The sequence below is a fragment of the Chimaeribacter coloradensis genome, from assembly GCF_002858715.1.
GTDB lineage: Bacteria > Pseudomonadota > Gammaproteobacteria > Enterobacterales > Enterobacteriaceae > Chimaeribacter > Chimaeribacter coloradensis.
The window spans coordinates 94131-106585 of the sequence record NZ_PJZH01000006.1; the positions used below are offsets into that span (position 1 = coordinate 94131).

Sequence of the window (12455 nt, forward strand, 5' to 3'; positions counted from 1 at the left end):
CGGGGGGCGGGCGGCTTACCGGATTACTCAGAGCCGGACATTGCCGCTGTCGGTGCCGCCGGGGTTGTCCAGTGCCTCCTGGTCCCCGGCACCGGCGGCCACGGAGATGGTGTGCGAGGCGCAGATCACGGAGAGGTGGCTCAGCCCCTGCGGCATGTTGCCACAGCATTTCTGTTTGCGGACGCTGTACATCTCGCTCATGATCCCGGCGTTTTTCCCCTGGGAGAGCGTCTCCAGCACCACGCGCATCGCGCTTTCCCCCTCCTCCTGCCGTCCCAGCGCGGCCAGCGCTTCCGCCATCCAGAGCGCACAGGCGATAAAGGTGTTCTCCTCTTTGTCCACGCCGGTGTAGCGGTAGATCATCTTATGATCGGTGCCCAGCTCCTCCCGCAGCAGATCCAGCGTGCTCAGCATCCGCGCTTCGGAGACCGCTTTGCCGTACTGGTGCATCAGCGCCACGGAGGCATCCAGCCGCGGGGTGCCGGGCCAGATGGTGTAGGCCTGACGATCCTCAGACCAGCAGTGGGTCTCGATCCAGTCACGGATGCGGTCGCGCTCGCGCTCCCAGCGTTGCAGCCAGGTGGGTTCGATATAGCCGCCTTTCGCCAGGTTTACTGCCTGGTTCAGGGCGACCCAGCAGGCCATTTTCGACTGGGTGTAGTGCTGCAGCTCCGGCAGCTCCCAGATCCCCGAATCCTTCTGCATCCAGCTGTCTGCGCAGCGGTTCGCCAGGTGCCCCAGCAGCCGCGAGGTGTGCAGGTCCAGCACGTGGCCCGCTTCGGTGAAGCGCGCGGCAGTGTCCAGCACATCGCCGTAGTTGCAGAGCTGGAGCTGGCCGGCCGCGTTGTTGCCGAGGCGCACCGGCTGCGCGCCCCGGTAGCCCTGCACCGGCACGTAGGTCTCTTCCGGCACCGGCGTGCCGTCCAGCCGGAAGCAGGTGCGCAGCTCGCCGCCGTTGGCTTTCAGCGCCGCCGCCAGCCAGGAGAAGGCCGCCTTACAATCCTCCAGCGCACCGAGGTAGATAAAGGATTTGATGATCATGCAGGAGTCACGTACCCAGGCGTAGCGGTAGTCGTAGTTCTTGTCATTGCCTTCACCCTCGGGCAGCGCCATGGTCGCGGCGGCCGCCAGCGCGCCGGTCGGGGAATACCAGAGGAATTTCAGCGCCAGCGCGGAGCGCAGCACCTCATCCCGGTATTTGCCCTCGTAACATAACCCGTGTGACCAGCTCCGCCAGGCCAGGTCGCTGGTCTCGATGCGCTCATCAATCCGCTCCAGGCAGGGCACCGCCAGCGGCTCATCCTCGGTGACCAGCAGCGCTGCCAGATAGCGTTCGCCCGCGTCAACCGTAAAGGTGGCGGTGACCCCCTGATCGTCACAGGCGGCCTGATCGTTGATGGCGTCCGAGGTGCGCAGCATCAGCAGCAGCGATCCGACATTCCAGACCGTGCCCTGCACGGTGTCGTGCTTCCACGGCCTGCGGCTCTCGGCCGCCGTGCCGATTTTCAGCCGCAGGGTCATCGCCACCTGCCCCTCCAGCCCTTCAATGCGGCGCGCCAGCTCATTCCACGGCAGCGGCCCTGCCAGCGTGCTGTTGACCGACTCGGTGATTTTCACCCGCCCGCCCGCCGTCTCATATAGCGTCTCCAGCACGTTGCTGTTCTCGCGGTAGTGCCGCGTCATACGGTAAGGCGCTTCCGGCAGCAGCTGGAAATAGCCGCCCTGCCCGGCGTCCAGCAGCCGGTCGAACAGTGGCGGTGAGTCCAGCCCCGGCACGCACCACCAGTCTACGGAGCCGTCCGGCGCCAGCAGCGCCACCGTCCGCCCTTCGCCGAGGGCGGTATAGTCCCCCAGGTCGCAGAACCCTTCACCGTCCCTGAATACCTCCGTACCGTGATACTTCGTCATAGGTAGATCCTTATAAGTTAAGTGAAATTCTGCTTTCCGGATGGTTCTCTCCCCTCTCACACCCGTGCCGCCCTTTACGCCCCGCCCCTGCCGGGCAGCCCCCCGCCGGTGGCGGTGTAAAAATGCGACGCTGTCAGCCCGTCACATCATTTATTTCCCCATGGTCTATGATTGTTCTTTGGACGCTGCATCCCAACGTAGAATCAACCACTTGCCAGTCTCCTTTCATCATAGTCAAGGATTGATTTCACCGAAATCGAATGCCGCGAATTGCTGTTGTGCGTACATGCTGTAAACCATGAACTTATAAATGATGTAGTGCGTAGTAATCCGTCTATTTGAAAACGAGGGAAGAATGTCAAACGATAAGCCTTTTGAAATCACTTCAGGGTCTGGCTACCAGCTTGGGGCCACTTTTGATGGCGAGGGCGTGAATTTTGCGCTTTTCTCGGCATGCGCCGAACGTGTTGAACTTTGCCTTTACGATTCAAGCGGCAAGGAGGAGATCGCCAGGCTGGATCTGCCGGAATATACCCACGAAGTCTGGCACGGCTATGTGCCGGGCCTGAAACCGGGGGCGCTTTACGGTTACCGCGTCCACGGCCCCTATGACCCGGAGAACGGCCACCGGTTTAACCCCAACAAGCTGCTGATCGACCCTTACGCGCGTGAACTGGCCGGGGATATTGAGTGGAATGAAGCACACTTTGCTTATGATTTGTTACATGAAGACAAAGATCTGACCTTCGATACCCGCGACAGCGCCCCCTTTACGCCGAAGTGCCGGGTGGTCGACCCGGCCGATAACGACTGGGACGACCCGAACCGCCCCAGCATCGCCTGGTCAGACGCGGTGGTCTATGAGACCCACGTCAAAGGCTTTACGCAGCTCAACTCTGCCGTGCCGACCACCCTGCGCGGCACCTATGAGGGCATGGGCCACCCCGCCACGGTGGACTACATCAAAAACCTCGGCATCACCTCAGTGGAGCTGCTGCCGGTGCACTGGTTCCCCGATGACCAGCACCTGCTCGACAAGGGGCTGAAAAACTTCTGGGGCTATAACAGCCTCGGCTTCTTCGCCCCGGCCTCACGCTATTACGGGCCGAACGGCATCCAGGGGTTCCGCGACATGGTGCGGGCGTTCCACGACGCGGGGATCGAGGTGATCCTCGACGTGGTCTATAACCACACGGCAGAGGGCAACGAACTCGGCCCGACCCTCTCCTTCAAAGGCATCGACAACTTCTCCTACTACCGCACGCTGCCCGACCAGCACCGCTACTACATCAACGACACCGGCACCGGGAATACGGTGAACACCTCGCACCCGCGGGTGTTGCAGATGATCATGGATTCACTGCGCTACTGGGCGGAGTCGATGCACATCGACGGGTTCCGGTTCGATCTCGGCACCATCCTCGGCCGCGAGCCGGAGGGCTTCGACCAGCGCAGCGGCTTCTTTGACGCCATGATGCAGGACCCGGTGCTCTCGAAGCTGAAGCTGATCGGCGAACCCTGGGACATCGGCCCCGGCGGCTACCAGGTGGGCGGCTTCCCGCCGGGCTGGGCGGAGTGGAACGACAAATACCGCGACACGGTGCGTGAGTACTGGAAAGGCGACAACGTCTCCTCCGATTTCGCCGCCCGCCTGCTCGGCTCCGGCGATCTCTACGACCAGCGCGGCCGCCGCCCGTGGGCCAGCGTCAACTTCATCACCGCCCATGACGGCTTCACGCTGAACGACCTGGTCTCCTACAACGAAAAACACAACGAAGACAACGGCGAGGACAACAACGACGGCCACAACGACAACCGCTCCTACAACTACGGCGCGGAAGGCCCGACAGAGGATGAAGGCATCAACGCGGTGCGCGAGCGCCAGAAGCGCAACTTCCTCGCCACGCTGCTCTTCTCCCACGGCACGCCGATGCTGCTGGCCGGTGACGAGTTCGGCCGCAGCCAGATGGGCAACAACAACGGCTACTGCCAGGACAGCGAGATCTCCTGGGTTCACTGGGACGACCTGCCGGAGAGCGCCCATGCGCTGCGCGAGTTCACCCGTCAGCTGATTGCGCTGCGCAAAACGCAGCCGCTGCTGCGCCGTGAAAGCTGGCGCGACGGCATGGAGATCAAGTGGTTCAATGCGGGCGGCGGCTTCCAGACGCCCGAGCAGTGGGATGAGGGCACCACGCTCGGGGTCTACATCGGCCGCGCCGACCTTCAGCCGCAAGAGGGCCTCTGGCACGATGTGCTGATGCTGATCAACCCGTTTGAAGGCAACGTGCCGTTCCGCATCCCGCAGTTCGGCGAGGGCGGCTGGGTGCTGGAGCTGACCACCTCCGACACCCCGCAACAGGGGCTGGTCATCACCCAGGAGAAGGACTTCGAACTGGAAGGGCGCAGCATTGCGCTGTTCAGAAGGCCGTAAGGGAACGTGACACAGGGGGCGCTGCCCCCTGTTATTTTCACCGGGTAAGGATGTTCAGACCATAAGGTTCCTATTAATTTGCTTATATTTATTTAATACGCAATGTAAAATAAAAATGCCTTTTATCACCTCCCTTTTTCAGTATAATTCCCGTGAACACATATCTATTACCCACCTATTTAGTTGGGTTTTCTGCAAGGATCAGCAATGACCAACCTGATAAAAAAAGCGGCCAGGGTGGCGGGCTTTGTGCTGTGCATGGCGTATAGTTTCGCATTAGGGAAATATGCCGTTTTCCCCTATGAATATATTTATGAGCTGAAGCATACCTATTTTACCCGCGACCAGGTACAGACTGAGCGTAACCCGATGTATTTATATAAACGCGCGATGCACCGCACCTTTCCCGGCAAGGGGGATGTGGTGATGGTCGGGGACAGCCTGACAGATAACGCGCGCTGGGAGGATATGTTCCCCGATGCAAAAATCGTTAACCGCGGTATTGCCGGTGATGACACCACGGGCGTACTGGCGCGCATCGACACCCTGATCGCCACCGGGGCGAAAAAAGCCTTTATTATGCTCGGCACCAATGATATTGACCGCGGAATGAGTGCAGAAGGCATTGTGAATAATATCGGGAATATTGCCGGCCAGCTCAATGAAGCCGGTATGGAGATTATCATCGAGTCAACGCTGCGTTCAGGCAAACGCTACCACCAGAAAAACAGCATGATTAATGAAATTAACCGCCAGTTAGCGATATTGTGCAAAGCACGCAACTATCACTACGTTGACATTAATCAGGCCCTGGCCGCCTCAGGATTACTTAACCCGGAATATTCCCTGGATGACACCCATATTAACCATAAAGGCTATGCAGCCTGGCGTCAGGAAATAGCCGGTTTCTTCTGAGATAAGAGAATCCGGCGGCGGGAAGGAGGGCATAGTGCGCGGCTCAGAAGGCCGTAAACGCCCCTGAGTCAGGCAAGCGGGAGCAGGCGGCTTTCAGCATGTCGATAAACTCGCGCAGCCCCTGCGGGATCTGCCGGTGGCCGGGGTAGTAGAGGTGCAGCGCCGGCCCGATGGGTGCCCAGTCGGGCAGCACCACGGTTAACGCCCCCCGCCGGACGTACTCCGCCACCCGCTGCTCCAGGCAATACATTATCCCGGCATCCGCCAGTGCCAGCTCAATGCCCAGCGTGGTCTCATTGACGCAGATCTGCCCCGGCACATCGATGGCGCGGCGATCGTCGCCTTGCTGAAACTCCCAGCGGTAAATGGTGCCCTGCCCGGTTCTGATCTGAATGCAGGCGTGCGTTTTCAGATCCTCCGGCATCACCGGCCGCGGTTTGCGGTACAGGTAACGCGGGGAGGCCACCGCTACCCAGCGCAGATCCGGCCCCAGCCGCACGGCGACGAAATCCTCAGGCACCGTTCCACCAAACCGGATTCCGGCATCAAACCCGGCCGACACGATGTCGACCATTTTGTCATCCACCGCGATTTCGACCTCCACGTCGGGATAGGCAGCCAGAAAATCAGGCAGTACGCGGGCCAGCAGCAGCCGGGCACCGTCACACAGCGCGTTAATCCGCAGGCGGCCTGCCGGGCGGCCCCGGTAGTGGTTTAACGCCTCCAACGCCTCCCCAATCTCATTGAAGCCGACCTCCAGACGCAGCGCGAGGCCCGCACCGGCCTCCGTCGGCGCGACGGTGCGGCTGGTGCGGTTGAGCAGCCGCACACCCAGGCGCGTCTCCAGGTTACGGATGGCGTGGCTGAGGGCCGAGGTCGTGATGCCCAGCTCAACGGCCGCCAGGGTAAAACTGCGCAGGCGTTCGACGGTGCGGAAGGCATTGAGGTCAGCCAGATCTTTTCGGGTGAGTCTGGCGATGGGTCTGGCTGGCATAAAAGGGTCTCATGAGGGTTGGAAAGCGGCAGTGAAGGGCAAAAATGCATGATGTAGTGCGGTGTAACCCGCTGTTTTAGTGCAGTTCACCGCCGCTGTCCACGGTTTTTACCCGGCGCGCCGGTGCGCCGGGCAACGCGTCAGGGTTATCAGGAAGATTTTTTCGTGGCAGAACCGGGCTCAGAGATAATCCGGTGGCGCTGGGCTTTTTGCGACTCACCCTGCATACGGTTAAGAATGTCGCCTTCCCATTCTGCCTCGTCATCGCCGTAGACATACTCATGGCCGCTCATCAGGGCATACCAGGCACGCTCCGCCACCTCAGCCGGGTTGGTTTTCTGCTTCGCCCCGACCGTGGTGTCGGCCTGCCCGGCATTTTTGAAGAAATTGGTTTCCGTGGCCCCCGGCATCAACAGGGTCATCTTCAGCCCGGTGCCTTTCAGCTCATTGCGGATAGCCCAGAAAAAGGAGTTCACAAAGGCTTTGGTGGCACCGTAAATCGCCTCAAACGGGATCGGCGCAGTGCCGGACACCGACGAGGTCATCAGCACCTGCCCCTCACCGCGGGCGATCATATCCGGCAGGAAGAGTTTTGACAGATGCACATACGCATCGACATTCAGGCGGATTAACTGCAGCTCTTTCGCCAGTTCAGTACCGCCGATAAAACGGCCGCCCAGCCCCTGCCCGGCGTTAATGATCAGGGCATCGATCACCAGGCCCGCGTCATCGACCCGTTTTTTCAGGCGTTCAATCTCATCGTAGTGGCTTAAATCCGCCGGGAAGGCGTGAACCTGGCCGCCATAACGGCGCAATTCCTCACAGGCGTGTTCGAGTTTTTCCGGGTTTCTGGCTACCGCGACCACATCGTAATGGTTCTTTGCAAACATCTTGGCAATTTCAAACCCGATGCCGTTTGACGCCCCGGTAATAAAAGCAAGTTTTTGGCTCATGCGTTCTCTCTCTTTTTGGAAAATAAATAAGCTGTTTTAACGATAGCAGCCATTTCAGCGCCACCGCGCAAAGGAGAACGCCCAGCAAGGCTATTTTGGCAAAAAATCTAAAAATATGACATTAATTCAATCAGTTAAAAATCATTACTTAAATTCAATAGAGTGTTGAATATAATACAACACTGACTGTCTGCTGATATTCATCATAATCACGCCGTCGCCGGGAACAGTCGGCACGGCATAATCTTTTACCGCCCCTGTTTTTGCAGGTGACGTGGTTAATCTACAACCAGCCCCCTATTTTTTCGGGATTTTAAACGTTCTTGCCTGCTCCCGCCTTACCTCTTGAATATCTGCCTTCACACCGCATGAAGTGAGAAAGCGATCGCTTTTACGATAATCCTCTTTTCCTGCCCTCTCCAGGTGAGACAGGCCTCTGCAATCTCTTTTATCTCAGAAAATACCGGCTGGTATTGTTTTCCTGAGTCACCAAAATACTCTTTTTCATTGACTGCCGTAGTAAGCCAGTCAAGCCGCGTTTCAAAAAATTCATTTGGCGAAATTTTGTAATGCTGCGTCCAGACCAAATAAACCCATCCTTCCAAAGGATATGTTGCATCAAGTGTTTTAGAGAGTTTTTTACACAAACTATATATAGAAGAACCAAATTTAGATTTAGAAACCGGGTAGATGACCTTTACTTCAATATGTTTCTCAATAACCGGCGCATCCGTTTCACCGGAGGAATAGAGCGTTAAATCACGTTTTTCATCTTCATTATAGAGAAAGACCTCGCCGCCCGAGAGAGACTGCAACCCCTTTTCCCCGGTGTTAATAATGTGGCAAATCTCCGTGCATAACCATAGCTCACAGGCCGAGTAATTAAAGCGCGGGAAGTAATGGTCTGAATGACGGTTTAATGTGTCAGAAGAAGAATTAAACAGAGAAAAGGGGGTATTCACATCGTGTAAGTCGATCATCTCTATCCTTGCTGTATAAAATCAATACGCTTTGTCGCGGCGCTGCAGGCGTGCAGATAAAATGCGGTGCGGGTATCGTGAGCGCCACGACAGAATGGGCCAAGGGTTATCGGCAGATGTTGATGATTATTTAGGGCTTCGATGAAAACTTCAAAAAACGGCTATCACGCGCTATTTACCTGCCAGGGCATTAATAATATGCGCGTGTTTCTTTTGGGTTTTGGCTTTGGTTTGTTCAAAGGTGAGCCTTTTAACGCTTTTTGCTGTAATGCGATCCCGCATTAATTCCTTTTCTCCCGCTGTTTCACCATGTTCTTGTTTAATCGCGGAAACTGCGGCTGCCCGTAACACCAGATCCGGTTTGCCCGGCTGGGTAAGGGTGACAGCGTTGCCTTGCCTTAATAAATCCAGTACCTCAGCCAGTTCATCACGCAGTCTGGTCTCTCTCACGGTTATCATCGCGCACCTCCTTTCAGCATTTACTTTTCTGCCCGCCAACCCTTATCAGGTCAGCAGGCATCTAAGCAAATTACCAGCGCTGATGCACCCAGGGGGCGATCTGCGTCTGGTAGATGTCGCGCAGGGCGGCGAGGGTTTCGTCATCCAGCGCCGGTAGGGTGCTGGCGCGGGCGTTGGTGGCGGCCTGCTGGGCGTTTTTGGCCCCGGGGATTACCACCGTTACCGCCTGCTCCATCAGGATCCAGCGCAGGGCGAACTCAGCCATGCTCGCGTCTCCCGGGACATAGCGGCGGATCGCCTCTACCGCCTCCAGCGCCACCTCAAAGGGTACGCCGGAGAAGGTTTCGCCTTTATCAAAGGCTTCGCCGTTGCGGTTAAAGGCGCGGTGATCGTCTGCGGAGAAGGCCGTGTCGGCGCGCATTTTGCCGGTGAGCAGGCCGGACGCCAGCGGCACCCGGGCGATGATGCTGACCTTGCGTTTTTGCGCTTCGCGGAAGAACAGCGCCGCCGGGCGCTGCCGGAACAGGTTGTAGATGATCTGCACCGAAGAGACGTTAGGGTACTCAATCGCCTTCAGCCCCTCTTCGATCTTCTCCACCGAAACGCCATAGGCGCGGATTTTCCCGGCGGCGACCATCTCATCCAGGATGCCGAACACCTCCGGCTGGTAGTAGACCTCGGTAGGCGGGCAGTGAAGCTGCACCAGATCCAGCGTCTCCCGCTGCAAATTCTCCCGTGAGCGATCCACAAAGGCGTTGAGGTTCTGCGCGTTATAGCCGCTGGCTACATGCGGGCTGAGCCGCCGCCCCGCTTTGGTGGCGATAAACGGGCTGGCATCCCCGCGTTCGCGCAGCACCTCGGCGATGATTTTCTCTGAGCGGCCATCGCCATACACATCCGCGGTGTCGATAAAGGTGATACCGGCGTCCAGCGCGGCATGCAGCGCCTGTTTCGCATCCGCGTGGGAGACTTCCCCCCAGGTGCCGCCTATCGCCCAGGCCCCGAAGCCCACTTCTGACACACTGCGTGCGGTTTTGCCGAATTCTCTCTGTTTCAACGGTTATTCTCCCGATCACTGGCCGCTACCCGGCCCGGTGTTATGCCTCTGCGCGGGGCGTCTGTTTTTCGCCCCTATCACACCATAGCGGATTACGGCGCGATGTTAACCACCGTGCACCGGTTTGTGATCCGGCACACTGCCGAGCACCGCACAAATGCGGTGGGCGATGTGGTGCACATGGGTCTCCAGCGCGAAGTGGCCGGTGTCCAGCAGCTCAACCACCGCGTTGGGGTTATCCCGTTGGTAGGCATAGGCTCCCGGCGGGATAAAGAACGGGTCGTGCTCGCCCCAGATAATCAGCGACGGTAGCCGGGCCTGACGGAAAAAGGCCTGAAACTCAGGGTAGCGCGTCAGGTTAGTGGCGTAGTCCAGGAACAGATCCAGCTGAATCTCTTTGTTGCCGGGGCGATCCATCAGCAGGGTATCGAGGTAGTAGCCCTCCGGGGCGACGCTTTCAGGGTCTTTCACGCCGTGCAGGTATTGCCACTTCGTGCCTTCCAGCGTCAGCATCGCGTCACTCATTATTTGGCGGTTCTCCTCAGAGGGATCGGCCCAGTAGGCACGCACCGGTGCCCACGCCTCCCCCAGCCCCTCCAGATAGGCGTTGCCGTTCTGGGAAACCAGCCCGGTGACCCGCTCCGGGTATTTCAACGCCAGCCGCAACCCTACCGGCGCGCCATAGTCAAACACATAGAGCGCATAGCGGGTCAGCCCCACCACATCGACAAAGGCGGCGAGCGTTTCCGCCAGCGTGTCAAACCGGTAGAGGTAGTTGCGCGCCGCCGGGACGACGGTAAACCCGAAGCCGGGCAGGTCCGGTGCCACCAGGTGGAAGCGGTCTGCCAGCAGCGGGATCAACGCGCGGAACTGGTGCGACGAACTGGGGAAACCGTGCAGCAACAGCAGCGTCGGGTTGGCCGGGTCACCGGCTTCACGGTAAAAAACCTCAACGCCATCAGCATCAGCAACGTGGTAACGCACGGGGAAAGCGGGGGATGGGGTCATCATCTGGCTCCGGTAACGGTTAAAGTGATTTTTACAGGTTACACCCTCAGTATGGCGGCATCTTGTAACCTGTCAATAACCAATTTAATGGTTACACCGCGCCACCTGTAACTGTTCAAAGCATTTTTTATCGGTTACAGTAAATACCCTGTGTCACCCCTGAGGATAATGATGTCTCTTTCACCCGATACCCGTGGGCCGTGGTTTTTGGCTGACCACGGCGCGCTTGATTTTATCAATACCGTGGCCCAGGCCGGGGGGCAGCCCCACGATTTCTGGCAGTCGGATGAGGATGTCCGCGCCTGGCTGGTGCAGGCCGGGTTGAGCACCGGCGCGGGCGCAGAGGGTGCCCCTGGTGAGTTGCTGCATGAAGCGCGGCAGTTGCGTGACACCGTCCGGGCGCTGGTGGCAGCGAAAAAAGCGGGCGACCCGGTGGACGTCACACCGCTGAACCGGGCGCTGACTGCGGCCGGGGGCTGTAACCAACTGGTGGCCGGTGAGAGCGGCGTGCTGCACATCACGCGCGTCTACGCCGGGCACGCCCCGGCCCAACAGCTGGGGCCGGTGGCGGAACTGGCGGCCTCACTGCTGGCGGACGCGCATTTTGAGCGGGTGCGGGAGTGCGAACACCCGGCGTGCAGCCTGTGGTTCTACGACACCACCAAGGCGCACCGCCGCCGCTGGTGCAGCATGGCGCTGTGCGGCAACCGCGCCAAAGTGGCCCGCTTCCGCCGCCAGCAAAAATAACGGCGCACCCTGCCGCCTGTATGCCGTTCAGCCAGCCGCGCGGATTTCCCGCGGGCAGGCTTCGCAACCCGCCGGGCGTAGGGTATAGTCCGTTTTTTTCTGGAGGAACCATGCTGACCCATTCAACCACCCGTCTTAACAAATACATCAGCGAGAGCGGTATCTGCTCCCGCCGCGAAGCCGACCGTTACATTGAACAGGGGCTGGTGTTAATCAACGGCAAACGGGCCGCAATTGGCGATCAGGTCTCTGCCGGAGATGTGGTGAAGGTGAACGGTCAGCTGATTGAGCCGCGCAACGAAGAGGATCTGGTGCTTATCGCGCTGAACAAGCCGGTCGGGATTGTCAGCACCACCGAAGAGGGCGAGCAGGACAACATCGTCGATTTTGTTAACCACAGCAAACGCGTTTTCCCGATCGGCCGTCTGGACAAAGAGTCCCAGGGGCTGATCCTGCTGACCAACCACGGCGATCTGGTCAACAAGATCCTGCGGGCCGGTAACGACCACGAAAAAGAGTATCTGGTGACGGTGAACAAACCGATCACCGACGAGTTTATCCGCGGCATGGGTGCCGGGGTGCCGATGATGGGCACCGTCACCAAAAAGTGCAAAGTGAAGAAAGAGGCACCGCTGGTGTTCCGCATCACCCTGGTGCAGGGGCTTAACCGCCAGATCCGCCGCATGTGCCAGCATTTTGGTTATGAAGTCACCAAACTCGAGCGCACCCGCATCATGAACATCAGCCTGAAGGGGCTGCCGCAGGGCGAATGGCGCGATTTGACCGATGACGAGCTGATCGACCTCTTCAAGCTGCTTGAGAACTCCACCTCGGAAGATAAGTCCGCGAAAAAGGCCCCGGCCAAACCGCAGGGCATGAAAAAACCGGCCTCCGGTGCGGCGAAAGGCGCAGCGAAAGGCGGGGAAAAATCCGCCGCCCCGGCCGGGCGCAAGCGCTTCACCCAGCCGGGCCGCAAGAAAAAAGGGCGCTGATCCCGTGCCGC

The 12455-nt window shown here is 58.8% G+C and carries 11 protein-coding genes; 4 read left to right on the plus strand and 7 right to left on the minus strand.

Translation table 11 applies throughout. From position 1 onward, the window contains the following. Nucleotides 1-27: 27 nt before the first annotated feature. Nucleotides 28-1908 carry a glycoside hydrolase family 15 protein gene (locus CYR32_RS08940; RefSeq protein WP_101824045.1) on the minus strand — a complete coding sequence of 627 codons (1881 nt, stop codon included), beginning with the start codon at nt 1906-1908 and terminating at the stop codon, nt 28-30. 355 nt (nt 1909-2263) lie between these two features. On the opposite strand from CYR32_RS08940, the gene glgX reads away from it, so the two are divergent. Together glgX and CYR32_RS08950 are read left to right on the plus strand one after the other, a co-directional pair. After that, entirely contained in the window at nt 2264-4339 is a 2076-nt protein-coding gene (glgX, locus tag CYR32_RS08945; RefSeq protein WP_101824046.1) for a glycogen debranching protein GlgX, read from the plus strand. Nucleotides 4340-4546: 207 nt separating this feature from the next. Then, complete coding sequence (locus CYR32_RS08950) at nt 4547-5254, plus strand: GDSL-type esterase/lipase family protein (RefSeq protein ID WP_101824047.1); 708 nt, start codon at nt 4547-4549, stop codon at nt 5252-5254. 43 nt (nt 5255-5297) lie between these two features. Here the strand turns inward: CYR32_RS08950 and CYR32_RS08955 are convergent, their stop codons facing one another. The 6 genes from CYR32_RS08955 to CYR32_RS08980 all read right to left on the minus strand — a co-directional run bounded on the left by CYR32_RS08955 (nt 5298) and on the right by CYR32_RS08980 (nt 10705). Beyond that, complete coding sequence (locus CYR32_RS08955; RefSeq protein WP_101824048.1) at nt 5298-6248, minus strand: LysR family transcriptional regulator; 951 nt, start codon at nt 6246-6248, stop codon at nt 5298-5300. A 149-nt stretch (nt 6249-6397) separates the two neighbouring features. After that, nucleotides 6398-7201, minus strand: coding sequence for an SDR family NAD(P)-dependent oxidoreductase (locus CYR32_RS08960; RefSeq protein ID WP_101824049.1), 804 nt, complete (start codon nt 7199-7201; stop codon nt 6398-6400). 359 nt (nt 7202-7560) lie between these two features. Then, a complete protein-coding gene (locus CYR32_RS08965; protein ID WP_101824050.1) occupies nt 7561-8181 on the minus strand; it encodes a hypothetical protein in 621 nt (206 codons plus the stop codon). 171 nt (nt 8182-8352) lie between these two features. After that, nucleotides 8353-8640 carry a hypothetical protein gene (locus CYR32_RS08970; protein ID WP_101824051.1) on the minus strand — a complete coding sequence of 96 codons (288 nt, stop codon included), beginning with the start codon at nt 8638-8640 and terminating at the stop codon, nt 8353-8355. A gap of 70 nt (nt 8641-8710) precedes the next feature. Beyond that, nucleotides 8711-9697 carry an aldo/keto reductase gene (locus CYR32_RS08975; protein ID WP_101824052.1) on the minus strand — a complete coding sequence of 329 codons (987 nt, stop codon included), beginning with the start codon at nt 9695-9697 and terminating at the stop codon, nt 8711-8713. A gap of 105 nt (nt 9698-9802) precedes the next feature. Next, entirely contained in the window at nt 9803-10705 is a 903-nt protein-coding gene (locus tag CYR32_RS08980) for an alpha/beta fold hydrolase (RefSeq protein WP_101824053.1), read from the minus strand. A gap of 171 nt (nt 10706-10876) precedes the next feature. Here CYR32_RS08980 and CYR32_RS08985 point away from each other — a divergent pair, with 171 nt between their 5' ends. Together CYR32_RS08985 and rluF are read left to right on the plus strand one after the other, a co-directional pair. Then, complete coding sequence (locus CYR32_RS08985; RefSeq protein WP_101824054.1) at nt 10877-11452, plus strand: CGNR zinc finger domain-containing protein; 576 nt, start codon at nt 10877-10879, stop codon at nt 11450-11452. 110 nt (nt 11453-11562) lie between these two features. Continuing rightward, the gene (gene rluF / locus CYR32_RS08990) at nt 11563-12444 is read left to right on the plus strand and encodes a 23S rRNA pseudouridine(2604) synthase RluF (RefSeq protein ID WP_101824055.1); all 882 of its coding nucleotides are present in this window, start codon (nt 11563-11565) and stop codon (nt 12442-12444) included. Nucleotides 12445-12455 lie beyond the last annotated feature (11 nt).

Bases quoted from the DNA above. Each gene is read 5' to 3' on its own strand.
- CYR32_RS08960 (WP_101824049.1), bottom strand. From the start codon at position 7,201: ATGAGCCAAAAACTTGCTTTTATTACCGGGGCGTCAAACGGCATCGGG.
- CYR32_RS08950 (WP_101824047.1), top strand. From the start codon at position 4,547: ATGACCAACCTGATAAAAAAAGCGGCCAGGGTGGCGGGCTTTGTGCTG.
- rluF (WP_101824055.1), top strand. From the start codon at position 11,563: ATGCTGACCCATTCAACCACCCGTCTTAACAAATACATCAGCGAGAGC.
- CYR32_RS08965 (WP_101824050.1), bottom strand. From the start codon at position 8,181: ATGATCGACTTACACGATGTGAATACCCCCTTTTCTCTGTTTAATTCT.
- CYR32_RS08980 (WP_101824053.1), bottom strand. From the start codon at position 10,705: ATGACCCCATCCCCCGCTTTCCCCGTGCGTTACCACGTTGCTGATGCT.
- CYR32_RS08940 (WP_101824045.1), bottom strand. From the start codon at position 1,908: ATGACGAAGTATCACGGTACGGAGGTATTCAGGGACGGTGAAGGGTTC.
- CYR32_RS08955 (WP_101824048.1), bottom strand. From the start codon at position 6,248: ATGCCAGCCAGACCCATCGCCAGACTCACCCGAAAAGATCTGGCTGAC.
- CYR32_RS08970 (WP_101824051.1), bottom strand. From the start codon at position 8,640: ATGATAACCGTGAGAGAGACCAGACTGCGTGATGAACTGGCTGAGGTA.
- CYR32_RS08985 (WP_101824054.1), top strand. From the start codon at position 10,877: ATGTCTCTTTCACCCGATACCCGTGGGCCGTGGTTTTTGGCTGACCAC.
- glgX (WP_101824046.1), top strand. From the start codon at position 2,264: ATGTCAAACGATAAGCCTTTTGAAATCACTTCAGGGTCTGGCTACCAG.